Consider the following 26,484-nt stretch of genomic DNA (forward strand, 5'->3'; position numbering starts at 1 on the left):
CATCCCAGGGAGGCTGTCGACCTGCTCGCACAAATGGGGCAGCTCGGCAGCAAGGGATGAGCTACCACGTCCCCACGGCCACCTGAAAGGTCTGTGCAAGCGATTTGAAGTAGGCGGGCGGCACACTGGCAACCATGCCAACGCCGATGTCGTCCGTCACCTCGCCGGTCCGATACGACGAGGCGTTCTACGACGTGCCCAACCAGCGCCCGGCCGTGCCCGTCGCCCTGCAAGTCGTGTCGGTGCGCAACCAGCAGGTCCTGCTGCACGTCGCCGACGACCTCGTCGGCGGCACCCTGCCCCTGCTCTGCGACGTGGACGTCCGGGTCTCGCTCCGCGCCGACCAGCGCGGCATCCACATGTCGCGGATCCAGACCGCGCTCCAGGCGCCGGAGTCGCTGCCGCTGAGCCACCTCGCCGCCGCCATCGCCGCGCGCGTCCAGGACACCCAGCGGCAGGAGGCGGCCGAGGTGCGGCTCCGCGCCAGGGTCCCGCTCGCCACGCGCACGCGGGTCAGCGGCCTCCCCTCCCCGGACACCGTCGAGATCTCGGCCGTCGCGACCGCCGGGCCCGAGCCGAGGGTCGGCCAGGGGGTCACGGCCACCAACATGACCGCGTGCCCGTGCATGCAGGGGTACGCCCTGACCGAGCTCATCAACGAGGTCGGCCTCACCACCGAGGAGGGCAGCGACCTCCTGCGCCGGCTGCCGATCGCCACGCACAGCCAGCGCGGCACGGTGCGGCTCGGCGTCGAGGCCGCGAGCGCCGGGGCCCTGCCCGGATACCAGCACCTCTACCGCACGCTCGCCGCGCACACGACGCTGACGCAGGAGCTGCTGAAACGCCCCGACGAGTACGACCTGGTCCGCCGCGCCCACCTCGCGCCGCAGTTCGTCGAAGACGTGGTCCGCTCGGTCGCCAGCGGCTTCGTCCGCTCACTCCGCACGGACCAGGGCGGCCTCGCCGCCGACCAGGACGGCCTGATCGTCGCGGAGGACGGCCTCGTCGTCGAGGTCGAGGCCGAGAGCCACGAGTCGATCCACGGGCACGACGTCCACGCGCGGCTCCACGCACCCGCCAGCGACCTCATCGCCACACTGACCGGGCCGGCGCCGACGGAGCCACCAACCTCGACAGCAAAGACTCCATGACCTTCCGGAGCCGAGGTGGCTTCGCTCTGAGTTCCTGTCAGGGCCTCACCCTTCGCGGCTGGTCGCGCTCACCCCTCTTGGGGGAAGGGCTAGCCGAGTGCGGTGAGGCAGGTGGTGTCGCCGGAGCGGTCGGTTGAGGCGACCACCAGCGCCGCGGCGGCCAGCGACAGAGTCGAGCGTGGGGTGGCCGGGCAGCCGGGCGGGTCGAAGGGGTGTTGGGCGCGGACCGTGCCGGTCGTGGTGTCGAGCACGAGCAGCCGGGTGCCCGGGGCGGCCGCGTCGCCGTCGGCTGCCGCCAGCACGTAGGCGGCGCCGTCCCGCTCGGTGACCGCGGCCGGTGCCCGGCCGGCGAGGTCGGGTACGTCGCGGCGCCAGCGTTCGCGGCCGGTGGTGAGGTCGACGGCGGTGGTGGAGTCGCCGACGTATACGGCGGTGGCACCGGCGAACACCGGGAGGCCCGGCGGCAGCGGGTGTTCGGCGCTTGGCGTGCCCGTCCGCGGGTCCAGCACCCGGGCGGTGTCGACGGCCGGGGCGCCGTCGCGGGTGGCGGGTGTGGTGGTCGCGACCCAGAAGCCGGCGCCGGTGGCCCGGATCGACCGTGGGAAGGGGGTCCGGTCGCCGCCGCCGCCCGGCTGCCACCGCCAGAGCTCGTGGCCGTCCTGCGTGGACAAGGCGGCGACGAAGTCTTGTTCGCGGGCGTCGCAGAGCACGACGATCGCCACCACGTCGCTGGCCGGGGTGCCGGTCTGTGCCCAGCAGCCGTGCCGCTCCCCGGTGCCCGACCGCCAGGTCCACCGGAGGACGCCGCCGCGCGGGTCCAGCGCCTGGGTCACCGCCTCGCCGCCGCGTGCCGTGCGGTCGTTGACGAGCACGGCGGCGTCGGTGCCGAACATCGTCGTCGCCCGGCCCCAGCCGCGGTCGCGGCGCTGCCAGAGCTGGCGGCCGGTCGCGGTGTCCAGCCCCACCACGAGTCCGCCGATGTAGCCGTCGAACAGCACGGCCGCCGTCCGGCCGCCGCCGGCGACCACCGCGGCGACCACGGTCAGCCCGTCCGAGCGGGTGTACGACCACCGGGTCTCTCCGGTCACCGCGTCGACCGCGCTCGCGCCGTATGCGTGCGTGAGGACCAGGTAGCGGCCGGCCACCAGCGGTGCGGCCGGATCCTGGTAGGTCTCGACCAGCGGCACGCGTGCCTGCCAGCTGGTGCGTGTGGGGGCGGCCGGCGCGGCCGGCACCACGTCGGGCAGTGCGGTGCTGGTGTCGTGCCGGACGAAGCGGCCGTCGGCGTACCAGCTGAGCGCCGGCGCCGCGGCAGGGCCGAGCAGGAGCACGACCAGGGCGGCCAGCAGAGCGGTCAGGGTCCACTTGAGACGGCCGTCGCGCCCGGCGGCCACCAGCAGCCAGCCGGCGAGGAGGCCGAGGCATCCGAGTGTCGCCTCCGGCCCGCCGATCCGGATGCCCCGCTCGGGGTCGATCCGTAGCAGCAGCCCGGCCGCGATCACCGTGGCCAGGGCGGCCGCGCCGGCCGCTGCCAGCGGCGGGCCGGGCCCCCGATGTGGACGGGAGCCCGGCCACCAGTACCGCAGGATGACGGCGGCGCTGGTGACCGGGCCGAGGCCGACGAGCGCGAGCACGGCGGCGGTGGGCGGCCGGCGTGTCCCTGCCCAGTCCCACGGCAGGAACAGGCCGGCCACCAGCAGGACGGCACCGACCGCCAGCAGCATCCACCCGACCTGGCGCGCGACCACCCTTCCCAGAGTCACCGCGCCAGGGTGGCACACGCCGGCCAGTGGCTACGGCGTGAGCCGCAGCTCGACGAGGATCGCCTTGGGCAGCTCGGATCCCTCGCCGGGTTCGATGGCGACGTACCCGTTGGCCGGCACCGCGTACGTCCGGTCCTCGCCCTCGGGCAGATCCGCCGTGGCCTGCAACGGCCGGTCGCCGCCCCGGACGCCGAACGTGGCCGGCACCTCCAGCGTGAGGAAGCCCCGCGTGCCCCACGTGCGGAAGCAGTAGTACACGCCGTACGGTGCGTCGGGCAGCGCCTTCTCGACCTGGATCTGGCCGGGGGCGCACTGCCCGTCGTCGTAGGTGCGGGAGCTGTCGAGCACGATGCGCCCGTCGCCGCGGAACACCTTCAGGTTGTGCTGGGCCAGCACCTGGTCGGCGTTGGGATACGCGTAGTTCTCCACGGCCGGTGCCGGTGCGTCCGCCGCTTCGCGGGCGGCCGAGCCGCCGCTCGTCAGTGCCAGCACCGATCCGGCCACCAGTGTCGTAGCCACGAGAAAGTGCGGTGTCTTCATGGTTGGTCGATCTCCTGACTACTTCAGCGGGAACGAGGTCAGCACGATGAACCCGTTCTTGTGACCCGGCCGGTACTGGAGCACGATCCGGTACTTGTTGCCTGCGGGGACGATCTGCCCGTTCGGCAGGGCGACGACGCCGAGCGACCCGCCGTCCTTCACGTAGCCGTTGATGACCTTCTCCCTGTTGCCGCCCTGGGAGGCGCGGTTGACCCAGCCGTCGATCTCGGGCCGCTTGCCGGCCACCACGTCGGTGACGACCTTCTGCGCCGTGTCGACGTCCGTCCAACGGCCGACGGGTTTGCCGGTGTCCGCGGCCCGGGCGAGGATGTCCGCGTCGCTCGGGTCGACGTGCTCCTCGATCGTGTGGGCGGGGGTGTTCTCCTCGTCCTTCTTGAGGTTCGTGCAGTTGTGCGCGAGCAGCCGCGCGTCTCCCGCGACCACGAAGTAAGTGGCGAGGCCGTCGACGGTGAGGTTGTGCACCGCCGTCCGTACGGTCCGCCGGGACACCGCCACCACGTCGGCCGTCGTGCCGTCCGCGGTGCGCAGCGACACCCCGGAGACGAGCGACTTCGCCGGCACCCAACGGCCCAGCTGCGACACCCAGAACGGGTGGCCCGCCGTCGCGGAGACGGTCCGCGCCGGGGTGTGGCGGTCGCCGTCGTCGTCGACGGCGATGTCGACGATCACCTTGTCGCCGGAGCTGCCGACGAGGGCGGTTACCGGTCTCGGCGCCGTCCGGCCCGCGGAGGGCTCCGCGGCGACCACCGTGTCACCGACACGCACATCCTCGATCGGCACGGTGCGCCCGCCGGCGAGCAGCACCCGGGTACCCGGCACAAAGCTGCTCGTGGTCTTGCAGCTGTCCTTGAACTTGTCGACGATGCGCATGACGTCGCGCAGCTTGTCCGACATCTTGGCCGCCGCCGTACCCCAGCCCAGGACCGGCACCAGGGAGCCGAGCGACAGGAAGCCGCCGACGATGTCCCCGCGTGCGAACGATATGGCCGCGTCGATGGCGTCGCACGGCTCGCCGACGACCGGCACCAGCCCGCACGCCATCAGCGCCAGCTGGAGGAAGTCGAGGATGATCTCCGGGTTCTCCTCGATGAACTGCTGGATGTCGTGGAGCATCTGGCAGCCCGCCGTGGCCTTGCCCGCCGGCGACGCGCACTTCATCGGGTTGACGAGGGCCTCGGTGAAGCTGAGGTAGACGTTGAGGCAGTCCTTCGGCATCGTCACGGCCTCGATCGACAGGCACGACCAGTTTCGGTGCTGGTCCGCCGCCGTACCGCTGCCACCGGGGCCGCTGCCCGGGTCCGTGCTGCGGTCCTCCTGCTGCATCGTCCGCAGGCGGTTGGTGTAGATGTCCATCGCCTCCTTGGCGGCCTGCGCCGCCAGTTGGGCGTCGTTGCTGGCATCCATGGCGGCCTGCCGCGCGTCCAGCTTCGCCTGTTGCGCGGTCTGCGCGTCCGCCTGCGCCCGCCGGGACGCCGCGGTCGCGGTGGCGGCCGACTGGGCGGCGGCGTTGGCGCTGGCCTGCGCCGAGTTGGCCGCGTTGCGGGCGGTCTCCGCCGACTGCGCGGCCTCGTCCGCCGAACGCTTGGCCGCGATCGCCGACGCCTGCGCGGCGGCGGCGTGCTGGCCGGCGAGGTCCGCCGACGCGGCCGCCTGGTCGGCCCACCGCCGAGCCTCCTCCGCCGCGTTACGGGCCACCGCGGCGACCCGGTTGGCCTCGGCGGCGTCCGCCCGGGCGGTCTCCGCGTACTGCTGCGCCTGCTTGATCAGCGCGTGTACCGCGTCGACGTGGGTGGCCTGCTCGTAGTCCCGCTGCGCGGCCAGGTACCGGCCGGCGGCCAGGAAGTACGAGGCGTAGGAGCCGGGTCCGGCGAGTGCCACCTGCGCGGCGGCCTTCACCTCGGGGCCACCCGCCGCCATGATCCGGTTGATCTCCAGGCGGTCGTCGGCGGTCCGTGCCGGGTGCTGTCCGGCGCGCAGGAACTGGTGCGCGTCGGCGGGCGTGCCGGCCAGCGCCCGCTCCGCGGCGGCCCGCACGTTGGGCCCGGGGTTGGCGTTGAGGATCGCGAAGATCTTGCGGCGGTCCTCGGCGGCCTTGCCCGTGTACGCGCGAGTACGCAGGAAAGTGGCCACGGCCGCGTTGTCGCCGTCGAGCGCGGCGCGGGCGGCGGTCTTCTCCGGGCCGTCCGGCAGCGTGTCGACGAGCCGCCAGACCCGCTCCCGGTCGTCCTCACCGGCCGCGGCCATACGCCCGGTCGCGAGCCAGATCCGCATCTCGAACTCGTCGCCGGCGAGGGCGTCCTCGGCGGCGGCCCGGGTCCACTCGCCGCCGGTGGAGACCAGCGTCAGTGCGGCCCGGCGGCCCTTGTCGAGTACCACCGCGGTCGGCGCGCCGGGAGCGGCCGCCTCGGTGAGCAGCGTCCGCGTGGCCGGGGGCACCCGGTCCTGCTCCGCGGTGTCCCACAGCAGCTTGCGGTTCCAGGCGGTGTACTCACCCGCGTCGGTGCCGCGCGCCTGCTCCTGCGCGACGGCGTCCTGCGCGTCCTTGACCCCCTGCTCGGTCCATTCGGCGAGCCGGGCGGCGTCCTCCTGCCGGGCCAGCTGTTCCAGGGTCACGGCCTGGTTGGCGGCGGCGACGGCGACGTTGGCCGCCTCGACCGCGGCGGCCGCGTGCTTGGCCGACTCCTCCGCCGCCTTCTCCGCGATACCGGCCTGTTCGGCCGCGGTGTCCGCCGCCGCGGCGGCGCGCTCGGCGTGGTCGGCCGCCTGCGCGGCGAACGCGAACGCCTCGTCGGACGCGGCGGCCGCGGCGCGGGCGAACGACAGCGCCCGGTCGGCCGCGCGCGCGGCGGCGTGCGCCTCGCGCTGTGCGGCCGCGGCCGCCGCGCGGGCCCGCTCCGCCTGGGCCGCCGAAACCCCCGCGTGGTGGCTGGCTTCGTTCGCGGCGACGGCGGCGGCGTCCGCGTTGGCGGCGGCGCTGTGTGCCGACTGGGCCGCCGCCTGGGCCTGGGCGATCGCCCGGTCCCGCTCGGCCTTGATCTGCTGGAGCTCGCGTGCCTTGGCGGCCGCGTCCCGGGCCGCCTGCGCCGCCTGCCGCGCCGCCGCGGCCTGGCCGGCGTCGGTGCGCGCGTTCGCCGCCGCCCGCTGGGCGCGGGTGGCGGCCTGCGCGGTGAGCGACGCCGCCGCGGTGGCCTGCCGGGCCCCGTCGGCGGCGACCTGGGCCGCCCGCATGGCCGCGTTCGAGGCGGCGATCGCCTCGCGCGCCGCCTGCGCCGCACCCGCCGCCGCGTCCGCCGCCCGGCCGGCCGCCGCGGACGCCTTGCCCGCCGCGCCGCCGGCCGCCTCGGCCTCGGCCGCCGCCGTCTCCGCGGCCTTCTTCGCCTCGGCCGCGGCGTTCACCGCCCGTGCCGAGGCCTCCGCCGCGGCCAGCGACTCCCGCGCGGTGGTCTCGCCGGCCTGCTTGGCCTGCTCGGTCAGGCTCTTGATCGAGGCCATCTCGGTGTCCCGCGCGCGGGCCACGAACTGCCCGTACACCAGGAACTCGCGCAGCTGGTCGGCGCTGCCACCGAGCGCCCGCTGGGCGGCCGCGTCGAGGTTCGGACCGCTGGCGTTGGGGGCACCGGCCAGCATCCGCGTCGCGGCGAGGCGGTCGTCCGCCAGCTCGGCGGTGGCCCGGCCGGTCAGCAGGAACTCGGACCAGTCCGCGGCGTCACCGGCCAGCGCGGCTGCCGCCGCCTGCTTGGTCCGCGGGCCGCCGGCCTCCCAGACCCGGTGTACGCGCAGCCGCTCGTCCGCCGCCCAGGGCTGCTTCCAGCCCTCCTCGACGAACTGGCGCAGCTGCTCGGGCGGCCCGTCGAGGGCGCGCACCGCGGCCTCGCGTACCGCGGGGCCGTCCATCCCGGCCAGGACCTGCGCCGCGGCCCGGTCGTCGGCCCGCTGCGCGGCGACCCGGCCGGAGGCCAGGAACTCGCGCAGGTCGCCGTCCGAGCCGAGCAGCGCGGTCTCGGCCGCCCGGCGGGTCGAGGGGCCGCCCTCGGACAGCAGGAAGACGGCGAACCCCCGGTCGTATTCGACTTCGGCCGCGGCCGCGCGCTCCGGCGCGACGAGCAGGCCCCCGGCGAGGATCGCCACCACCGCGGCGGCGACCGCTCTTACCTTGGTCTTGCGCATGACGTACTCCAATCCACTGTGGAGGCGCGGGTCAGGCGATCGGCGGGGCGTACCAGCCCTGCATCTCGACGAGGAGGTGGGTGGTGCCGGGCCCGACGTTGCGGATCCGCACCTTGCCGTCCGTGCCGACCTTGACGGCGGTGAGTCCGGCCCGGACACCGCCCGGCGCCGGGTAGTTGCTCAGGGATGTCCCCGGCTCGGCGCCGCCCACCGGCCACGCGCGCAGGAACCCGCCGTGAGTGTTGTCGACCACGGTGAGGTTGAGCAGCGCGCCCCAGCCGGCCGGCAGCCCGAGCGGGACGTCGACGACACCGTTCGCCGCGACCGCGGGCCCGTTGTCGAGGCGGGTGTCCAGGATCCGGGTGGCGGGCGCCGTCCGCAGCCCGTAGCCGGTGGTGGCGGTGGCCGTGTGGTAGCCGGTGGCGGTGAGCACGAGGTGGATCGGGGCACCGCTGTTGTTGGTGAAGGTGGCCTTCCCGTCCGTGCCGAGCTTCACCGACACGGCGTGCGCGGTCTCACCCGGTACGAAGTCCATCGCGCTGCGGTTGTTGGCGCCGCCGGTCGGGTACACGCCCAGCCAGCCGCCGGCGGTCGCGCCGACGACGATGACGTCGAGGAAGGCGGCGCCGGCGCCGGCCGGTACCGCACCGCCGGTGGTGGCGACGTTGAACACGCGGCTGCCCCAGGCGGGGACGGCCCCGCCGCTGGTGCGGGTGTCGGCCAGGCGGGTGTGGTCGAGCGGCACGAAGCCACCGCCCGCGCCCCGCGTGTAGTAGCCCTGCACGTCGACGACGACGTCCGCGGCGCCGTGGTTGTAGACGGAGAGCTTGCCGTCCGCGCGCAGCGGCACGACCGCGGTGTTCGAGATGATCTCGCCGGGTTGGGCGTTCACCATGGACAGTGGCCCGCCCGGTGCGACTCCGGCGGGATACACGGTGAAGAACGTGCTCGTGCCCGCCGCCGGGACCGCGGTGACGTCGACGAGCACCGCGTGGGCGCCGGTCGCCGGCACCCCGCCGACACCCGAGACCTGGAACGTCGTGGTGCTCTGCGCCGCACGGGTGCCGGCCGTGGTGCCGATGCCGGACCGGGTGTCGAGCACCTGCGCGCTCGACGCGAGGCGCACGAACGTCTCGCGGAGCGTCTGGCGGATCCACTCCTTCGCGTCGTCGACGCGCGTCTGCACGGCGCCGCGGCGGGTCTCGGAGGCCGGGACGCCGAGGCAGCCGCCCGACCAGGACAGGCTGCTCACCGCGACGACCTCGAGGCCGGTGCCGGTCTGGCGCAGCGCCGGACCGCCGGCGTCTCCCGGACACACGGTCGCCGGAGCGGCCGCGTCGCCCGCCACGTCGATACTGGCGGCACCGACCGCCCGCACCGTGAACGTGCCGGAGTGCGCCTTCTCCGGCGCCCACTCGGTGGCGGTCCGGCCGTAGCCGGCGACCCGCAGCGCCTCGCCGACCTGCGGGGCGCCCGTGCCGACCCGCACCGGCGCCACGTCGGTCACCGGCTTGGCGAGGCGGGCGAGGAGGAGGTCGCGGTCGGGATGCCCCTGTATCTCGACCACCGGACGGTCGACGGTGGCGCCGACGCTCGCTCTCATGGGTACCAGCGGTGGCCCGCCCGGCACCGGCACCGCGCCGGTCAGGCAGGACTTCACCGTGAGTATCCACTCAGGATCGACGAGGGTACCGGAGCACCCGCGCTTCTCCAGACCCACGTCGAGGCGGGCCACGAACCCGTACGCCGCACCGGTGTCCGGTGCTCCGTCCGCGATGCCCAGTGCCGGGGCGGCTACCCAGCCGCCCGTCGCCAGCAGCGCCCCGGCCAGGAGCGCGGCGGCGATCGTCTTTCCATCAGTTGTGCGCACGGCTGATTTCCCCTCGCGAACAGGACGCCACGACGCCGCCGAACGCCGGCGGCGCGTACATGGCATCAGAGAGCTGCTTCATTTCGACTTCGCGCCGGATTCGCCTACCCGGCTGCGACGTACACTGTGGACCGTCACGGATGGTGAGGCGGGCGGCCGGAGCCGCCCGCCTCGGTGGTGGGTCAGCGCCGGCCGACGATGGTGACCTGCGCGGTGCCGTCCGGCATGCCCGCGATGGCGACGCCGCTGCCGTGCGCGGTGTCCGTGGTGCCCTGCCCGGCCAGCGGACGGAAGCCGGTCCAGTCGCCTTCCGCGTCCCGGATCTGGTGGTAGATCCCGCCGTCCGCACCGACGATCAGCACCTGCGCCGACTCATCCGGCGTCGCGGCGATCGCCACGTCACCGCCGCGGGCCGGGTCGGTCGTACCCATGCCGGCCAGGGGCCGGAACCCGCTCCAGCAACCGTCGGTGTCGGTGCACACCCGGACGAGGTTCGGGTCGGAGGCCGGGATGACGTAGCGCTCCGGGTAGCGGGCCTGGTGGTACACCCCGCCGTCGGCGCCGATGATGAGCACCTGGGAGGAGCCGTCCGGCATCCCGGCGATGGCGACCCGGCTGCCCTTCGCGGTGTCGGTGGTGCCGATCCCGGCCAGCGGGCGGAAGCCGGTCCAGTCGCCGTCCGGCTCGCGGATCTCGTGGTACACACCGCCGTCCGCGCCGATGATGAGGATCTGCGCGGAGCCGTCCGCCAGGCCGGCGATGGCGACGTCGCCACCCTTGGCCATGTCGGTGGTGTTCATGCCGGCGACCGGCGCGAACCCGGTCCAGTCGCCGTCGGGCTCGCGCACCTGGTGGTAGATGCCGCCGTCCGCGCCGACGATGAGCACCTGGGCCGAGCCGTCCGGCAGCCCGGCGATCGCGACCCGGCTGGCTTTCGCGGTCGCGGTGGTGCCGATCCCGGGCAGCGGCTGGAAGCCGGTCCAGTTGCCGTCGGCGTTGCGCACCTGGTGGTACACGCCGCCGTCCGCGCCGACGATCAGCACCTGCGCCGAGCCGTCCGGCAACCCGGCGACCGACATGTCCCGGGCGTCACCCGGCTGCGTCGTGCCGTACCCGGCCAGCGGCTGGAAGCCCGACCAGTTTCCGGCCGTGTCGCGCACCTGGTGGAACATCGGCCCGCCGGCCGGTGCCGGTGGCGCGCCGGTGTCGAACCGGTACAGGTCGTAGGTGCGCATCAGGTTGATGACCTTGCTGGCGTAGTTGGGGTCGGTGGCGTAGTGCCGCGCCACGGCCTGGATGAACCGGTCCGGGTCGTGCCGGTACGGCAGCGAGTCGGCGTACGTCGCGCTGGTCGTGAGCAGCCGGCCGTAGTCGCGGAACGAGTCGGTCATCGAGGCGTACACCCGGAAGTACGCGTGGACGGTGTGGCACCCGGGCGTGCACTCCTGGGTCGGGTAGTCGTGGCAGCCGGTCGCGATCGGGCCGGGCTGGCCGGCCGCCGTGCACTTGAAGCCGAAGTAGTTGCGGTCGTTGACGGACAGCCGGCTCTGCCCCCAGGCGGACTCCAGTATGGACTGTGCGACCGTGACGGACGCCGGGATGTCGTACTGCTGCCGGACGGTCTGCGCGGCCGGCCCGGCGACGGCGATGTAGTCGCTCTGCGGGCTCGCGCTGGCCGGTGCGGCGTGGGCGGTCAGGATGGCGGCGAACGCGAACGCCGCCGCGCCCAACGAGGCGGTGATTCTCATGATGTCCGGCTCCTAGCGCTTGCCGACGATGGTGACCTGGGCGGTGCCGTCCGGCATGCCCGCGATGGCGACGCCGCTGCCGTGCGCGGTGTCCGTGGTGCCCTGCCCGGCCAGCGGCCGGAAGCCGGTCCACTCGCCTTCCACGTCCCGGATCTGGTGGTAGATCCCGCCGTCCGCACCGACGATCAGCACCTGCGCCGACTCGTCCGGCATGCCCGTGATCGCCACGTCACCGCCACGAGCCGGGTCGGTCGTACCCATGCCGGCGACGGACCGGAAGCCGGTCCAGCAGCCGTCGAGGTCCCGGCAGACCCGGACGGTGTCGGAGTCGGAGTCCGGGATCACGCTGCCGGTGGGGTACCGCACCTGGTGGTACACGCCGCCGTTCGCGCCGATGAGCAGCACCTGTGACGTGCCGTCTTCGAGGCCGGCGATCGCGACCCGGCTGCCCTGCGCGGTGTCCGTGGTGCCCTGCCCGGCCAGCGGGCGGAAGCCGGTCCAGTGGCCGTCCGGCTCGCGGGTCTGGTGGTACACCCCGCGGTCGGCCCCGATGATGAGGATCTGCGCGGAGCCGTCCGGCAGGCCGGCGATGGCGACGTCGCCACCCTTGGCCATGTCGGTGGTGTTCATGCCGGCGACCGGCGCGAACCCGGTCCAGTTGCCGTCCTTGTCGCGCACCTGGTGGTACACGCCGCCGTCCGCGCCGATGATCAGCACCTGCGAGGAGCCGTCCGGCAGGCCGGCGATGGCGACCCGGCTGGCCTGGGCCGTGTCCGGGGTGCCCAGGCCGGGCAGTGGCTGGAAGCCGGTCCAGTTGCCGTCCGCCTTGCGCACCTCGTGGTACACGCCGCCGTCGGCGCCGACGATCAGCACCTGCGCCGAGCCGTCCGGCATGGCGGCCACGGACATGTCCCGCGCGTCACCGGGGAGCGTGGTCAGGTATCCGGCCAGCGGCTGGAAGCCCGACCAGTTTCCCTCCGTGTCGCGCACCTGGTGGAACATCGGACCGGACGGCGGCCCCGCCGGCGGCTGGGTGTCCACGACGCCGGGCGGCGAGACGTATCCGGAGATCAGCACGTTGCGGCCGCCCGCGCGGGCGGTCCTCGGGTCGATGGTGCGGCGCGCGACCCGGGCGCTGTAGTTGCCGTCGATCGTGGTGATCGAGCCGTCCGCGTTCACCGAGTACACAATGGACACGTGGCCGCCCTCGCCGGAGCCGGGCTCGCCGTAGACGACGATGTCGCCGGGGAGCGGGTTGCCCCGCTGGCCCGCCGGCCGCCGCTTGAACAGCCCGCGATCGACCCCCCACGTGCCGACCGCCGTGGCCACCCAGGAGGTGGGCGCGGGCGAGACCCCCGCGGTCTTCCAGACCCACTCGGCGAACATGGCGCACCACTCGTAGGTCCGGCAGGGGCCGTACTTCAGGCAGCCGCCGTTGCCCTCGCTGTTGCCGACCTCCGCGTTGGCCGTGTTGGCGATCGCTTGGCGGCTGGGCGCGGCGTACGCGTACCGGGCGCCGTCGGCGACGTCGTGCGCCAGGCCCGCGGTCACCGCCGCGCCGGAGAGCGCGGTGGCGACGGCCAGCGCGCCGACCAACCGCCGGGTTCTTTCTCGAACGGTCACGAGACTCCTCCTGTTTCACGCGACGACGCTCGTCGTCGCGCACCACGGTGGAGGCCGTCGCTGGAGCGGCCCTTCAGCGGCGCAGCAGGCCGGCTTCAGCCCGCCTGTACAGCCAGCTCGAGCCGTTCGCGGCTGCCGCACCGCTCGAACGTCGCGAGTGCCAGCGCACGCGTTTCGCCGGCGGCGGCGTGGTCGCCGCGGCGCCGGTACACCTCGGCCAGGTCGCGCTCGGCGCGGGCCCGGAACAGGTCCAGGCCCATCGCGGCCCAGTGCTCCCGCGCGGCGCTCAGGTGCTCGGCCGCGCGGTCGAGGTCGCCGCCGGCCAGGTGCAGCTCGCCGATCGTCCGGCGCACGAGCGCCTCGCCGAAGCGGTCGCCGAGGGTGGTGCAGACGGCCAGCGCCTCGCGCAGGGGCTCCGCCGCCGCCCCGATCCGCCCCTGTCTGATGTGGACTTTCGCCAGGCACTGCCGGCCGTACGCGACGAGCAGGTCGTCCCCGATGCCGGCGAGCATCGCGATCGCCTCCACCGACAGCCGCTCGGCCTCGGCGAGCGCCCCGGCCGCCCGGTGGGTGAGCGCCATCGAGCGCAGGGTCAGGCCCTCGCCGCGCGGGTCGCCGGTCGCCCGGTACGCGGCCAGCGCGCGCTCCAGCACCGCCAGCGAGCCGGCGATGTCGCCGACCTCCCGGTCGACGTAGCCGATGCCGTAGGCGCACTCGGCCAGGCCGGCGCGGTCGCCGAGCCGCGCGTACAGCACGCCGGCCTCGTCGAGCAGCTGCCGGGCCGGCCCGAAGCGGCCCAGCTCGCGGTACGCGGCGGCGACACCGATCAGGCAGTCCGCCTCCCCGCCCACGTCGCCTTCGGCGCGGAACGTGGCGAGCGCCTGCCCGTACAGGTCGGCGGCGTCGGCCAGGCGGTCCTGCTGGTACCGCAGCTGCCCGAGTCCACGGAGGAGGATCGCCTCGCTGAGCCGGTCGCCGGCCGTACGCGCGGCGCCGAGTGCCGCCTCGTGCGTGCGCCACCAGGCGTCGAAGCTGTTGCGCAGGCGGAACGAGGACAGCAGCGCCGCGCTCAGCTCGCAGGCGAGCCGGTGCAGGCCGAGCTCGCTGGCCCGCACCACGGTCCGCACCAGCACGGAGCGCTCCTGCTCCAACCAGGCCGGTACGTCGTCGGGCAGCGGGACCGCCAGGGTGCGCGCCGGTCGCGCGCCCAACGCGCCGCGGCCACCCCCGCCCGGCGTGCGGATCCGCAGCTCGTCGATCAGGCCGAGCAGCAGCCCGCCGAGGCGTTCGACGGCCCGGCGCTGTTCCTCGGTGGGCTCCTCGGCCTCGGCCCGTTCCCGGGCGAAGAGTCGGGTCAGCTCGTGGATGACGTATCGCGGGTGGCCGTCGACGGCGACCCCGGTGGCGTCGATGAGCAGGGCGTCGGTCAGCAGGTCGGCGACGTACTCCGCCTTGGCCGCGGTGACGTCGAGCAGCGGGGCGAGCAGCCACGGCGAGAACTGCGCCGGGCCCACGACGCCGAGCCGGCGAAACGCCAGCCGCACCGGGTCGGCCATGCCGGCGTAGCTGAGCTGGAGGCTGGCCCGGACCTCCAGGTCACCGGCGACGAGCTCGTCGAGGCGCCGGTGCTCGTGGCGGAGCCGGCCGGCGAGCACGCTCAGCGGCCACCGCCGCCGCAGGGCGAGCCGGGCGCCGACCGTGCGGATGGCCAGCGGCAGCCCGCCGCACAGCTGGACGATCTCCTCGGCCGCGTCCGGCTCCGCCGAGGTCCGGTCGGCGCCGACGAGCCGGGCCAGCAGCCGGAGCGCGTCGTCCGGCGCCAGGACGTCCAGGGTCAGGTGGCACCGCGCCTCCAGGCCCAGCAGCGCGGTGCGGCTGGTGAGCACGACCCCGCCGCCGCCGTGCGCCGGCAGCAGCGGCCGGATCTGCGCCTCCGAACCGGCGTTGTCGAGCACGACGAGCACCCGCCGGCCGGCGATCCGGCTGCGGAACAGCGCACCCCGTTCCTCCACGGACTCGGGCAGCTGCGCCGCCGGCTCGCCGAGCGCGCGCAGGAACGCGCCGAGGACCTCACGGGTCTCCGCGGGGCCGGCGCCGCCGAACATCGCGTACAGCTGCCCGTCCGGGAACGCGTCGCTCACCCCGTGCGCGACCGCCGTGGCCAGCGCGGTCTTGCCGCTGCCCGCCTTGCCGGTGATGACGCAGCACACTGGACGGTCGCCGGTGGCCGCCGTGCGCAGCGCCTCGGCGAGCGCCGCCGCCTCCGCGTCGCGGCCGACCAGCTCGCCCGCCTGGGTCGGCAGCTGGCGGGGTACCTGATCGGGCGTGACCGGCTCGGCCGGCGGCGGCGCCTTCCTGGCGGCCGGTTCGCCGGTCAGGGCCGAGTCTTCCCGCAGGATCGCCTGGTGCAGGCGGCGCAGCTCCGCGCCGGGCTCGACACCGAGCTCGTCACGGAGCACCTGCCGGGCCCGCCGGTACGCCTCCAAGGCGTCGGCGGGGCGCCCCAGCCGGTACAGCACGAGCATCTGCTGCGCGCGCAGCGTCTCCCGCAGCGGGTACGTGGCGACGAGGGCGGCGAGCTCGGCGGCCAGCGCGGCCAGCCGGCCCAGCCGCAGCTCGGCCGCCACCCGCTCCTCGATGACGGTGAGGCGCAGCTCGTCCAGTCCGTTCGCGGCCTGCCGCAGGATCGCGCTGTTGAGGCCGTCGAGCGCCGGTCCCCGCCAGATGTCCAACGCGGACCGGAGCGTCTCGGCCGCCGGCCCGTACCGGCCCTCGGCGGCGGCCGCGCGCCCGTCGGCGGCGAGCGCCTCGAAGCGGGCCACGTCCACGGCGTCCGGCACCACGTCGAAGAGGTAGCCGGGCGGGCGGGTCACGATCACCTGCCGCCCGCCGGTGTGCAGGGTGCGCCGCAGGTTCGAGACGTACGTCTGCACCAGCGCCGCGGCCGTCGCCGGCGGCGCGTCGCCCCAGATCGCGTCCACAAGGGACGCCGTCGACACGATCCGGTTGGCCCGCAACAGCCCGGCGGCGAGCAGTGCCACCGGCTTACCGGCGGTCAGCTCCAGCCGCCGGCCGTCCAACCAGACCTCAGGTGCCCCGAGGAGGCGGAATTCCATCGATCCCCCGTGCCGCCGCCAGCCGGCCGTACCGGGCGGATCCCGCGCCGGTCACGAACGCCCAGTACCGCTCCCCCACCGACCAGTGCCACCACTCGGTGGGGTAGTTGACGAAGCCGCCGACGCCCATCGCCGCCCGCAACGTCGTGCGGTTGGCGCGGCTGCCCGCGGTGATGTTCGGCGCGTCCGTGTAGCAGGCGCCGTCACTCTCCTCGGGCGAGGCGTTGACCTCGGTGCCCATCCAGCAGAGCGATCCGTCCGGGCCGCGCAGCGTGACGTCGACCGCCCCGCCGGTCGGGTGCGGCGCCACCTCCGGCGGCGCGATGTACGCGCTGGCCCGCTCCCGCACCAGCGCCGCCGGCAGGCCCGGGTATCGCCCGGTCAGGAACCCGACGTGCTCGGCGAAGTACCGCTCCTGGAGCTCCGGCGGGCGGTAGCCCTCGACGAGCACCAGCCGGTATCCCGCCGGCAACGCCCGTTGCGCGGCCCGCAGCCGCCCGGCGACGCCGATGCGCACCTGGGCGTACCAGCCGTCGGGGTCGGCCTGCCGGTCGTCCACATCGAACTCCCCCACCGTCCGCAGGTCGACGAGTGGCTCGCCGCAATCCCGCACGGGCACGGCCGCGATCCGCTCGTCGCTGAGCAACACCATGTCGGTCACCGGTCCTCCGCTCGCCTCCCCAGGCGGGCATGCTGACCTGGGCGGCTGGAGGACCGCTGCAATCGCTCTGCAACGAGGCGACCGTAACGCGCGCCGCCTTCAATTCGACTTCACGGCCGGCGAGCACCCGCGGTGTTGCCCACGCGCGCCGGGCCCGGCCGCGCTCGGCGGCCGGGCCCGGACGGAGGGATCCGTCAGTACGGGTTGTAGAGCGTCTGGTCCTCCATGAATTCCACATGGCTCTGGCCGACGAACGTGCTGCCGAATAGCTGGAGCTCGAGATTGTAGAAGTTCGGATAGCTGCTTTCGCCCGCGGCCGTGCCGACGGACGAGTAGCAGGGCTGCGTGGTCGAGCTCCCCGTGTAGGACGCGTGGACGGTGGCGAGCGGCGTGGCGTGGCGCTGGCCACCGCTGTAGGTCACATTCGCCGAGATCCGCATGTACGGCAACTGGTAGCTGGACTGCCGGCAGAAGGTGAACGAATACCGGAACGCGCTGCCGCCGTCGTCGAACTGCACCGAGCCCTCCGCCCGACCCAGGTTGAGCGTGTAGCCGTTGAAGTAGCCCACGACCTGGATCGTCACGGGAACGGTGGTGCCCCACGCCGCCTGCGCCGGGCCGACGGGCGCCAGAACGCCCGCCAGCAGCACGAGCGACGTGACAAGCGACCTCAATAAGCCGCGCCGCTTGGTGGATGACATGTGTGAGCCTCCCCTTTTCACCGACACGAGACAAGCACCGATCTGACGACAATCGTCTCAGCGATGACTTGAAATCAGCTAAATAGCTACTCGACTTTTCTGCATCCCGCACACTTCTACTTCTGCATCACGAAGATCGCCCTATCGTTAATAGCACAAGGCCATGTGGAGTTACATCAGTCGATCGATCCTGTTGCCACCCATTGACGCCTATCACACTGTTGACCATGATTCTTCGACGCGGGGCATTCCGCCGCCCCCTCCTCGTCGCCACCGCCGCCCTGACCGGCGCGCTGATGGCCCTAGCACCGGCCGCGGTCGCCAATGCCGCCACGGCCACGTACGCGCGCACCAGCAAGGTGCACAACGGGCACACGTTCCACATCCTGACCTTCGTGGTCACGAACGACACCAGCGAACCCGACTACGACTGGCGGGTGGAGTTCGACCTGCCGCTGGACACCTGGCCGACACCGTGGCCGTCGCCGTTCGTCCGGATACAGATCGCCAACATCCCGAACGGCCGCCACATCACGGTCAGCCGGGCGTCCACCGACCCGTACCCGATCCGGCCGGGCGGCACCTTCCAGATCACCCTGCCGTTGGGAGGCATCGGCAGCCCGCCCACCAACTGCGTCGTGAGCGGCACCGCCCCGTGCGCGGACGTCACCCCGTAGCCACCGGCAAACCTGGTACCCGGCCACCCTCCCAGGGCAGCCGGGTACCACCGCGTACAGCCCTCGACACGGGCAGCCCGGAGACGTTGTCAGCCTTGGGCCGGGCCGGTGAAGGTCTGGCGCAGCGCCGGGTCGAGTGACCGACCGGTCGCCGGCTCGACGAACAGTTCGGCGAGCAGGAGGTCGGCGGCGTGGGCTGGATTGACGCCCGACTCCTTGCGCCCGAGGGCCTGTAGCACGCCGCCGAGCCGCAGGGCGGCGCCCGCGACGCCGGTGGGAAGGCGAGCGACGCGGCGTCGCCGGCCGACCGCCTCGGCGATGCGCGCGACCATGTCGCGCCAGGTCAGGTTTTCGTCCGCGACCGGGATGTCGCCGCCGCTGCGCTGCTCCAGGGCGTCGACCGCGACCTCGGCCACGCCGCGCGCCGAGACCGCGGCGGTCCCGCCGGTGGGCACGACGAGGGGTAGTCGGGACCTGGCCCACCGGTCCAGCGGACCGGACCAGTTCGGCAGCCGGTCGCCGGCCCGGCCGAAGACGAACGGCAGCTCGATCACGGCGACCGGAAGGTCGGCGCCGGCGGCCGCGCGTCCCTCGCGTGCCTGCTCGACCCGGCACCGGATGTAGGTGTGGCGGGCCGCGAGTCTCCACTGTGGATGCAGGCGGTCGAAGTAGGTGTAGTAGGAGCCCATGACGACCCCGCGGGTGAGCCCCTCCTGCCGGGCCGCGGTGAACAGGCGCACCACCGGCTCGACCATGCTCCGGCGAAACACCGGATAGATCGGCTTGCGCAGCGGTCGCTGCTCGTCCGTGCGGGCCGCGTACACCACACCGTCGTGGCCGGCGAGGAGTGCCCGCAGCTCGTCGACCGAGGCGGACCCGAGATCGAGCACCTGATCGACGCCCGGATGCGCGGTGCGCGCCACCGCGGTCGCCGCGTGTCCCCGCTCGCGCAGCACGTCTACGACGTGAGCGCCGATCAAACCACTGCCACCCACCACGACGATCCGCATCAGCGCGACGACCACCACGTCGACGGCGCCGCGGCGGCGAAGCCGAGCGACTCGTACAGCGGCCGGCCCAGTCGCGAGGACGTGAGCGTGACCGGCAGGTCCACCAGAGGAGCGAGGGAGCCGAGCATCACCGCCCGCCCCACGCCGCGGGAGCGGAAGGCCGGCGGCGTGCCGACCCAGTAGTGGCTGCCGAAGCCGTTCGCCACGACGGTGACGCACGCACCGGCGACCTCGCCGTCGAGGTGGGCGACGAACACGTCCACACCGGGCTGGTCGAGCAGCGCCATCGGAAACATCTCGCCGCCGCGATAGGGCTCGAACCTGGTCAGCTCGAAGCCGGAGATCACGGCACGCTCGGCCCCGCGCAGGTCTTCCTCGTCGCGCACCCGGGTCACGCTCATCGCCGGTGCGGCGACCGGGCCGGGCTGTCGCAGCATGACCGGCATCTGCCAGCTGCGCATGCCCAGGTGGCTCAGATCGGTCGCGCTGAACGGATCCTCGGCGTCCACCGGGCCCGGGGCCTGGCGGGCCAGCTCGGTGATCTCGGCCAGCGCGCCCGCGTCGAGGTCGGGCTCCTGGATCAGCACGCGCGTGCCCGCGCGCTCGTCACCGGCGACGGCGAGGAAGCCGGGACGGCGGATCACCTCGTGGCCGCGCGACCGCCCGGTGGCCGCCCAGAAGGCGGCGGAGTTACGGGCCTGTAGCAACGGCGCCCCGGCCAGGCCTACGGTGTCAGCTCCGCTCGTCATGGTGGCCATCCTGCCTGGTCGATCCTCCCGCCCCTGCCCCGGGTCGATAGCGCGGCGAGACCCGGAAGATAACCGGCGGCTCGAAAGTGCCCGTATGAACGAGGATTCGCTTGATCCCGATGTGGTCGAGCGCTTGTTGGGCTTGCCGCCCGGCTTGCCGGCTTGGCAGGCGGCGGACGCGGCCAGTCGCGCGCGGATCCTCGCCACCTGGCTGTCCTCCGCCACCCTCCGGGGTATCGCGATCGGTGCGGGCGCACGGTCCTACCTGGACCGGGTCCGGCGTCGCGTGGCGGAGCTGCACGGGCTTGGCGACCGGTTGGCGACGGCTTACGGGCTGCGGGTGCTGAAGGGCGCGCGGATCGCCGCATACATGCCGCCCGGCCTGCTGCGGCAGTCGGGCGACTGCGACCTCGTCGCACCCGACGAGGACGCCCTGTGGAACGCCGCGCTGGACCTGCGCGAGCGTCTCGGCGCGGTGCCGCGGTGCGTCAGCGTGCTCCGGTCCGGCGGGGAGACGCACGTCGCGGTGTTTCTGAAGTGGCCCGCCGAGGAGCCCTTCCTGGACAAGCCGATGGGCGTCGACATCACCACCTACGCGTTCGGCGGGGATCTCAAGCGTGTCCCGCTGCGCGTGCGGGCACCCGGGCCGGACGACCTGGCCGGTCTGTTCGCGGTGGCCGAGGAACGGTTCCAGCACAAGTTCCGGGCGAAGGACCGGCTCGACCTGCTGGTCCTCGCGCGGGCCCTGGAGTCGCGGCTGGGTGACCGGCTCGCCGACGTGGTCTGCGGCCACGCGGCGGAGCTGGCGCTCGCCCCGGAGCTGTGCCGGCTCGTCGCGAGCACGGACGAGCGGGTGCCGCTCTCCGCGGCCTGGGGACACACCTTGGCGCGTCTGCGGCCACTGGCGCGGGAGGAGACGGCCCGGCGCCGGACGGGTCGACCGGGTATCTACGCCACACGATTCGGACTACCGCTGGACGCGGCGCGAGGCGAGGGGCCGCGGCTGGTGGTACACCGCCGGTCCGGTTTGGACCTGGCCACGACGCCGATGGGGACCTGCCTGCTGCTGGAGCGGCCGGAGGTCACCGACGAGGACCTGACGCGGGCCGTCGAACACGCCCGCGTCCTGTCAACGGCGAGCGGTGGGAGGGAGGTGGACCGATGCGGCACATTGTCGACGCACAGTTCCGGGTGAAGAAGGCGGGCTCGAAGCCAACCGGCTCGAAGCCGTCCGGCACGGCGGGCACGACGAGCTAGCGGCCTGCTGACACGCGTGCGCCGCGGCCCGGCTGCTCCTTCCCGCCGGTCCGCGGCGCACACCAATCGACGACGAGGATGGAGGGCCAGTGATCACCGAGAGCACGGTGCGCACGTACCCGTTCAGTGTTCCGCACAAGCTCGATGTCGACCCGCTCCTGGAGGAGCTGCGCGAGCACGAGCCGGTGTCGCGGATCAAGCTGCCGTACGACGGCGAGGCCTGGCTGGTCACCCGTCACGAGGATGTCCGGTTCGTACTGTCCGACCCGCGGTTCAGCCGGGCTCAGGCGACCGGCCCCGGCGTCCCGCGGATGAAGCCCTTGCCCAGCGGGCAGGCGTCGATCCTGCTGACCGACCCGCCCGACCACACGAGACTGCGCCGGCTTGTGGCACAGGCGTTCACGACCCGGCGGGTGGAGCAGCTGCGGCCACACGTGGCGGCACACGCGGACGAGTTGCTGACCGCGATGGCCGAGAACGGCGCACCGGCCGACCTGGTGCGGCACTTCACGCTGCCGCTGCCCACGATGGTGATCTGCGAACTGATCGGCGTCCCGTACGAGGACCGGGGCCGGTTCCGGGGCTGGGTCGTGGCGTTGACGTCCACGACCGCGTGTACGCCCGAAGAGGTCGACCAGGCGATCGACGAGTTCTCCGACTACGTCGCCGAGCTCGTGGCGGAACGCCGCGAACGTCCCACCGACGACCTGCTCGGCGCGCTGGTCCGCGCCCGCGACGACGGCCGGTTGCTCAGCGAGGAGGAGCTCCTCACGTTCGTGGGCGTGCTGCTCGTGGCCGGGCACGAAAACACGGCGAACCAGCTGGCCAACATCATCTACACGCTGCTGGCCCGCCCCGGACTTCTGGATCGGCTGCGTGGCATCCCGCCGGAGCTGTTTCCCACCGCCATGGAGGAGTTGCTCCGCTACGTCGTGATCGGCACCGGGGTGAGCCTCGCGCTGATCGCCAAGGAGGACGTGACGATCAGCGGTGTGCTGGTCCGTCGCGGCGACGCCGTGATGGTCTCCACCGCGGCGGCCAACCGGGATCCGCGCGTGTTCCACGACCCCACCACGCTCGACCTCGGTCGCACCCCGAACCCGCACGTCGTCTTCGGCCCCGGCGTGCACCACTGCCTCGGCTCGTCACTGGCGCGCATGGAGCTCCAGGAGGCCATCCGCGCGCTGATGGACAAGTTCCCCGCGCTGCGGCTCGGCGTGGAGGTGGAGGACGTGCCGTGGAAGGCCGGCCTGTCCGGGCGCGGACCGGCCGAGCTGCCGATCGCCTGGTGACCGGTGACTTCACCAGGCTGTGGACCGCGACCACCGCCAGCCTGCTGGGCGCCCGGATCGCGCAGATCGGGATCCCGCTGCTGGCGGTGCGGGGGCTCGGCGCGACACCGCTGGACATGGGCGTGCTCGCGGCGGCGCAGACCGTCGGGGTCCTGCTGGTCGGGTTGCCGGCCGGGGTCGTCGTCGACCGCGTCCGGCGCCGGCCGTTGATGATCGCCGCCTCCCTCGCCCGCGTGCTCGCGCTGCTGACCGTCCCGGTGGCGCTCGCGGCCGGGTGGCTCACCCTGGGTCAGCTCGTCGCCGTGGCCCTGGTGATGGGCGTCGCCACGGTGTTCTTCGACCTCGCCCAGCAGGCCTACCTGCCCGCGCTCGTACAGCCGGACCGGCTCGTCGACGCCAACGCCCGGATGCAGGCGAGCCAGTCGGCCGCCACGGTGTCCGGGTCGAGTGCCGGCGGCGTGATGGTGGCCGTCGCCGGTGCGGGCGGCACCCTGCTCGGGTCGGCCGCCCTGCTGCTCGGCTCCGCGGCCACCCTGCGCGGGATGCGGTGCGATCCGGAGCCGGCCCGGAGCGGATCGGGTAACCGGGCGGTCCTCGCCGGAATGGTCGACGGGCTACGGTGGGTCGGCCGGGATCCGGTGCTGCGGGCGATCGCCTGCTGCTCCAGCTGGGTCAACCTGTGGATGTCGATGCTGGCGGCCCTCGCGGTGTACTTCCTGACCCGCGACATCGGCCTGTCGCCGGGGGCGGTCGGTCTGATCCTCGGCGCGACCGGTGCCGGCGGGCTGGCGGCCGCGGCGACCGCGCGGGTGTGGACGGCACGCCTCGGCTCGTACCGGACGATCTGGCTGTCCCTTGTGGCCACCCAACCGCTCGCCTTCCTGCTGCCCCTGACCGGGCCGGGTTGGCGGGCCGTCCTGTTCGCCGCCGGCTGGTTCGGTCTCGGCTACGGCGGCGCCCTCTACAGCGTCACCCAGCTGAGCCTCCGCCAGGTCATCTGTCCACAGGGGACGCTCGGCCGGGTGGGCGCGGCCATCCGGGTGCTCGCCTGGGCTTCGGTGCCGGTGGGTGGCATGGTCGGCGGGGTTCTCGGCACGTGGCTGGGTGCCCGCGGTGCCCTCTTCGCCGCCGCCGCCGGCATCAGCGTGTCGGCGCTCTGGCTGCTGCGCTCGCCGCTGACCCAGACCGCTACCGCAGGATCGGTTCGATGAGGCTCGTGGCGGCCAGCGCGTCGGCCACCCCGGCGGGCGAGTCGCCGGCCACGATGACGTAGCCGATCCGGTCGTACGCGTTTCGCGGCCGGTCGACCGCGGTGCCCGGACGCATCGTGACCGCCGCGCGCACCACGCCGGGATGCCGGCGGGCCTGTTCGATCCCGGTCACGCCCGCGAAGACGCCCCGCCGGGGCGCGGTGACGAACCGGATCCCGGCCCACCGGCCGGTGCGCATCTCGGGCAGCCGGAGTGGCTCGCCGGTGGCGCAGCGCAGCTGTTGCTCGATGAGGTCGACCCCGGTCGACAGCCGGACCAGCTCGGGGATCATGCCGCCGGCGAGCCGGCAGTTGAGCTCGATCACGACCGGGCCGTCGGGGCCGAGCCGCAGCTCGGTGTGCGTCGGTCCGAAGTGGACGCCGGTGGCGTCGAGGACCGCGCGGGCGGCGCCGACCAACGCCTCCCCGGTCGCCGCGTCGACGTCGGCCGGGTAGACGTGGCCGGTCTCCACGCAGTACGGGGACGGGCTCACCGCCTTGCGGGTGACGCCGACGCAGTGGGCCCGCCCGCCCGCGCTGAACATCTCGACGCTGAACTCCGCGCCGTTGACGTACTGCTCGACGAGCGCCGCCCCGGCCGCCGGCTGGCCGCGTACGTTGGTCCGGACCGCCAGGATCGTCGCCGCGTGCACGATCCCCTCCGCCACCTCGGTGCAGATCCGGACGTTGACCGAACCCGAGTCGTCGACCGGCTTGAGCACGTACGGCGATCCGGTGTGTGCCACCGCCGCCGGCACCTCGCCGGGCGACCGCACCTCCGCGAACCGGGGCTGGTGCACGCCGCGAGCCGCCATCGCCCGGCGCACCGCGGCCTTGTCGCGGCAGACCCGCACGACGTCGGGCGGGTTGCCGGGCAGGCCGAACGCCTGTGCCACCTCCGCGACCGCCTGGAGATAGAACTCGCTGGTCGTGGTCACGCCCGCCACGTCGGGCACGCGCGCGGCCGCGCGCAGCAGCTCGCCGGCGTCGTTGGTGTCGCAGCCGACCACCTCCGCGCCGGTGTCGTCCAGGCCCCGGTAACGGCCGGGGTCACCGGTGAGGAACACCGGCTCCAGCCCGAGGCGTCGCGTGATGTCCAGCGCGAGCATCCCGGTGCCGGTGGTGTTCGACTCAACGAACAGCAGCCGCCTGGGCAACCCGACTCCTCTCCGCTTCCGGCGGCACCAGCGCGCGGGACCACGCGCCGACCTCGGTCCGCCAGGTCACCAGCTCCGGCTCGTCCCGGGTCGCCAGCTCGTGCAGCCGGTGCTCGCGGCGGTAGTCCTCGCTGTAGACGCTCGCGTGGTAGCGGTCGCCGCGGTCCGGGAGCAGGCCGACGACGCTCGCGCCGGGACCGCGCTCGCGGGCCAGGTGCCGCAGCACGCGGTACACCGAGCCGGAGGTGTTGCCGCCGAAGATGGCCTGCTCGGCGGCGAGCCGCGAGGTCGCCTCGAACGCCTCCCGGTCGTTGAGCCAGTGCACCTCGTCGATCTGGTCCAGGTCGAGGTTGGCCGGGATCAGGCTGTTGCCCAGCCCGCTCTGCAACCGCTTCGGGCGGTCGGGCTGTCCGAACAGGACACTCCCGGTGCAGTCGATGCCGACCACCCACAGGCGGTCGAGGTGACGGCGCAGCGCACGGGCGGTGCCGCACAGCGAGCCGCCGCTGCCGACCGTACCGACGAGGACGTCGATCCGGTCGAGATCGGCCAGCAGCTCCTCGGCCAGCGCCCGGTACGCCAGCGGGTTCTGCGGGTTGCGGTACTGCTGCGGGCAGAACGCGCCGGGCAGCTCGGCCATCAGGTCGGCGAGCCGCTCCAGCCGCGCGCTCTGCCAGCCGTTGCCGGTCATCCGCGGCACGACGTGCACGGCGCAGCCCAACGCCTGAAGCTTGGTCAGGGTCATCGGGTCGATACGCGGGTCGGTGACGATGTGCACGGGGTGGCCGAGCGCGGTGCCGACCAGGGCCACGCCGAGCGCCATCGTGCCCGACGAGCTCTCCACGATCGCGGCTCCCGGCGCCAGCTCCCCGGTCTCCCGCGCGTGCAGGATCGCCTGCCGCGCCACGCGGTCCTTCATCCCGTAGAGGTTCTGCATCTCCAGCTTGGCGTGGCAGACCGCGTCGCCCGGACCAAGGCGGAGCTGGACCAGCGGAGTGTGCCCGACGGCGGCCACGATCGATGCGAATCGCATGGGACCAGCGTGGGAGCAGACGGTATCGCCGGGCTATCGCCACCGTTCCGGCCAGCGATGGTCAGACGAAGGGCCAGCAATAGTCGCCGTTCGTTGGGTACGAGGTAACCGAAAGTCCGAACCGGATAGGAGCCCAACGTGTCTGTCACGCGATCCAGCGCCGCACTCGCCATGACCACCCCGAAGGACACCCACTGGGGCAAGACCCTCTGACCGTCCGCGCGACTCCCGCCGAGGTCGGGCCGCTTCAGCGCCCGTGACCTCGAGGCATTTCAAGATTCTGAGCTACCGCGATGTCCGCCGTGGTCCGGACCGCTGCTCCCGCGGCCTCACCCATCCGCTGTTGGTCGCTCACCCTTTCGCTGTAGAGCTGCCCCGCTTCTGCGTGCGCGTCACCGGGGCGGACGCCGAGATCGACGCTTTCAGGACGCCTTCGCCGCCAGCTTTAGGCCGTTTGTCGCCTTCTCGCAGGCAGCCGGGGACGACCCAAGTAGATCAAGAAGACTCATGGTCGCCGGGGCAACCACTCGACTTTCGCGATTTCAGGCGGGCGTGGGGCCCGGCCGAGCAAGGCTCCGCAAGCCCGGTGTCTCTCGCGCTTCGGTGATGCCTTCCAGATCATGGCCCGATGTTCCCGTCACGTGGGAGATGCGAGACCGCGGCGGCCGCATCGCATGATCGTTAGCCCGATAGGGGCGT

At 73.7% G+C, this 26,484-nt stretch carries 18 protein-coding genes; 5 read left to right on the top strand and 13 right to left on the bottom strand.

What is annotated here, in order from left to right; genetic code table 11:
• Positions 1 to 134 precede the first annotated feature (134 nt).
• Positions 135 to 1,151 carry a GTP cyclohydrolase, FolE2/MptA family gene (locus AC5L36_RS18365; protein ID WP_441217560.1) on the top strand — a complete coding sequence of 339 codons (1,017 nt, stop codon included), beginning with the start codon at positions 135 to 137 and terminating at the stop codon, positions 1,149 to 1,151.
• Positions 1,152 to 1,240: 89 nt separating this feature from the next.
• Here the strand turns inward: AC5L36_RS18365 and AC5L36_RS18370 are convergent, their stop codons facing one another.
• The 9 genes from AC5L36_RS18370 to AC5L36_RS18410 form a co-directional block, all read right to left on the bottom strand.
• Entirely contained in the window at positions 1,241 to 2,914 is a 1,674-nt protein-coding gene (locus tag AC5L36_RS18370; protein WP_441217562.1) for an outer membrane protein assembly factor BamB family protein, read from the bottom strand.
• Between the two features lie 30 nt (positions 2,915 to 2,944).
• Positions 2,945 to 3,454: a hypothetical protein gene (locus AC5L36_RS18375; RefSeq protein WP_441217563.1), complete on the bottom strand. Its 510-nt coding sequence runs from the start codon at positions 3,452 to 3,454 to the stop codon at positions 2,945 to 2,947.
• Between the two features lie 18 nt (positions 3,455 to 3,472).
• Positions 3,473 to 7,642 carry an RNase A-like domain-containing protein gene (locus tag AC5L36_RS18380; protein ID WP_494908471.1) on the bottom strand — a complete coding sequence of 1,390 codons (4,170 nt, stop codon included), beginning with the start codon at positions 7,640 to 7,642 and terminating at the stop codon, positions 3,473 to 3,475.
• A gap of 31 nt (positions 7,643 to 7,673) precedes the next feature.
• Positions 7,674 to 9,512 (bottom strand): trypsin-like serine protease, encoded by a 1,839-nt coding sequence (locus AC5L36_RS18385; protein ID WP_441217567.1) that lies wholly within the window; start codon positions 9,510 to 9,512, stop codon positions 7,674 to 7,676.
• Between the two features lie 182 nt (positions 9,513 to 9,694).
• Entirely contained in the window at positions 9,695 to 11,260 is a 1,566-nt protein-coding gene (locus AC5L36_RS18390; protein ID WP_441217569.1) for a glucosaminidase domain-containing protein, read from the bottom strand.
• 12 nt (positions 11,261 to 11,272) lie between these two features.
• Positions 11,273 to 12,883, bottom strand: a complete 1,611-nt coding sequence (locus AC5L36_RS18395; RefSeq protein WP_441217571.1) for a CHAP domain-containing protein — start codon at positions 12,881 to 12,883, stop codon at positions 11,273 to 11,275.
• 95 nt (positions 12,884 to 12,978) lie between these two features.
• Positions 12,979 to 15,999 (bottom strand): AfsR/SARP family transcriptional regulator, encoded by a 3,021-nt coding sequence (locus AC5L36_RS18400; protein ID WP_441217573.1) that lies wholly within the window; start codon positions 15,997 to 15,999, stop codon positions 12,979 to 12,981.
• Entirely contained in the window at positions 15,971 to 16,651 is a 681-nt protein-coding gene (locus tag AC5L36_RS18405) for a M15 family metallopeptidase (RefSeq protein ID WP_441217730.1), read from the bottom strand. The genes AC5L36_RS18400 and AC5L36_RS18405 overlap by 29 nt, the downstream gene beginning before the upstream one ends.
• 203 nt (positions 16,652 to 16,854) lie before the next feature.
• Positions 16,855 to 17,361 carry a hypothetical protein gene (locus AC5L36_RS18410; RefSeq protein ID WP_441217575.1) on the bottom strand — a complete coding sequence of 169 codons (507 nt, stop codon included), beginning with the start codon at positions 17,359 to 17,361 and terminating at the stop codon, positions 16,855 to 16,857.
• Between the two features lie 227 nt (positions 17,362 to 17,588).
• Between AC5L36_RS18410 and AC5L36_RS18415 the strand changes: the two genes are divergently transcribed.
• Positions 17,589 to 18,038 carry a hypothetical protein gene (locus AC5L36_RS18415; RefSeq protein WP_441217577.1) on the top strand — a complete coding sequence of 150 codons (450 nt, stop codon included), beginning with the start codon at positions 17,589 to 17,591 and terminating at the stop codon, positions 18,036 to 18,038.
• 89 nt (positions 18,039 to 18,127) lie between these two features.
• Here AC5L36_RS18415 and AC5L36_RS18420 read toward each other — a convergent pair whose 3' ends face one another.
• Positions 18,128 to 19,063: an NAD(P)H-binding protein gene (locus AC5L36_RS18420; RefSeq protein ID WP_441217579.1), complete on the bottom strand. Its 936-nt coding sequence runs from the start codon at positions 19,061 to 19,063 to the stop codon at positions 18,128 to 18,130.
• Positions 19,048 to 19,797, bottom strand: a complete 750-nt coding sequence (locus AC5L36_RS18425; RefSeq protein WP_441217581.1) for a GNAT family N-acetyltransferase — start codon at positions 19,795 to 19,797, stop codon at positions 19,048 to 19,050. The genes AC5L36_RS18420 and AC5L36_RS18425 overlap by 16 nt, the downstream gene beginning before the upstream one ends.
• Positions 19,798 to 19,891: 94 nt before the next feature.
• On the opposite strand from AC5L36_RS18425, the gene AC5L36_RS18430 reads away from it, so the two are divergent.
• The 3 genes from AC5L36_RS18430 (at position 19,892) to AC5L36_RS18440 (ending at position 23,557) form a co-directional block, all read left to right on the top strand.
• On the top strand, positions 19,892 to 20,992 hold the full coding sequence (locus AC5L36_RS18430) for a hypothetical protein (RefSeq protein ID WP_441217583.1): 1,101 nt from the start codon (positions 19,892 to 19,894) through the stop codon (positions 20,990 to 20,992).
• Between the two features lie 151 nt (positions 20,993 to 21,143).
• Positions 21,144 to 22,346: a cytochrome P450 gene (locus AC5L36_RS18435; RefSeq protein ID WP_441217585.1), complete on the top strand. Its 1,203-nt coding sequence runs from the start codon at positions 21,144 to 21,146 to the stop codon at positions 22,344 to 22,346.
• On the top strand, positions 22,343 to 23,557 hold the full coding sequence (locus AC5L36_RS18440) for an MFS transporter (protein ID WP_441217587.1): 1,215 nt from the start codon (positions 22,343 to 22,345) through the stop codon (positions 23,555 to 23,557). The genes AC5L36_RS18435 and AC5L36_RS18440 overlap by 4 nt, the downstream gene beginning before the upstream one ends.
• On the opposite strand, the gene AC5L36_RS18445 is transcribed toward AC5L36_RS18440, so the two are convergent.
• Positions 23,535 to 24,752, bottom strand: coding sequence for an ATP-grasp domain-containing protein (locus tag AC5L36_RS18445; RefSeq protein WP_441217589.1), 1,218 nt, complete (start codon positions 24,750 to 24,752; stop codon positions 23,535 to 23,537). The two genes, AC5L36_RS18440 and AC5L36_RS18445, sit on opposite strands and share 23 nt — an antisense overlap.
• Positions 24,727 to 25,785 (bottom strand): PLP-dependent cysteine synthase family protein, encoded by a 1,059-nt coding sequence (locus tag AC5L36_RS18450; RefSeq protein WP_441217591.1) that lies wholly within the window; start codon positions 25,783 to 25,785, stop codon positions 24,727 to 24,729. Before AC5L36_RS18450 ends, AC5L36_RS18445 begins: the two co-directional genes overlap by 26 nt.
• Between the last annotated feature and the right edge of the window lie 699 nt (positions 25,786 to 26,484).

This window comes from Phytohabitans sp. LZ39 (assembly GCF_059359075.1).

Bases quoted from the DNA above. Each gene is read 5' to 3' on its own strand.
- AC5L36_RS18365 (WP_441217560.1), top strand. From the start codon at position 135: ATGCCAACGCCGATGTCGTCCGTCACCTCGCCGGTCCGATACGACGAG.
- AC5L36_RS18375 (WP_441217563.1), bottom strand. From the start codon at position 3,454: ATGAAGACACCGCACTTTCTCGTGGCTACGACACTGGTGGCCGGATCG.
- AC5L36_RS18380 (WP_494908471.1), bottom strand. From the start codon at position 7,642: ATGCGCAAGACCAAGGTAAGAGCGGTCGCCGCCGCGGTGGTGGCGATC.
- AC5L36_RS18390 (WP_441217569.1), bottom strand. From the start codon at position 11,260: ATGAGAATCACCGCCTCGTTGGGCGCGGCGGCGTTCGCGTTCGCCGCC.
- AC5L36_RS18400 (WP_441217573.1), bottom strand. From the start codon at position 15,999: ATGGAATTCCGCCTCCTCGGGGCACCTGAGGTCTGGTTGGACGGCCGG.
- AC5L36_RS18405 (WP_441217730.1), bottom strand. From the start codon at position 16,651: ATGGTGTTGCTCAGCGACGAGCGGATCGCGGCCGTGCCCGTGCGGGAT.
- AC5L36_RS18410 (WP_441217575.1), bottom strand. From the start codon at position 17,361: ATGTCATCCACCAAGCGGCGCGGCTTATTGAGGTCGCTTGTCACGTCG.
- AC5L36_RS18415 (WP_441217577.1), top strand. From the start codon at position 17,589: ATGATTCTTCGACGCGGGGCATTCCGCCGCCCCCTCCTCGTCGCCACC.
- AC5L36_RS18425 (WP_441217581.1), bottom strand. From the start codon at position 19,797: ATGACGAGCGGAGCTGACACCGTAGGCCTGGCCGGGGCGCCGTTGCTA.
- AC5L36_RS18430 (WP_441217583.1), top strand. From the start codon at position 19,892: ATGAACGAGGATTCGCTTGATCCCGATGTGGTCGAGCGCTTGTTGGGC.
- AC5L36_RS18450 (WP_441217591.1), bottom strand. From the start codon at position 25,785: ATGCGATTCGCATCGATCGTGGCCGCCGTCGGGCACACTCCGCTGGTC.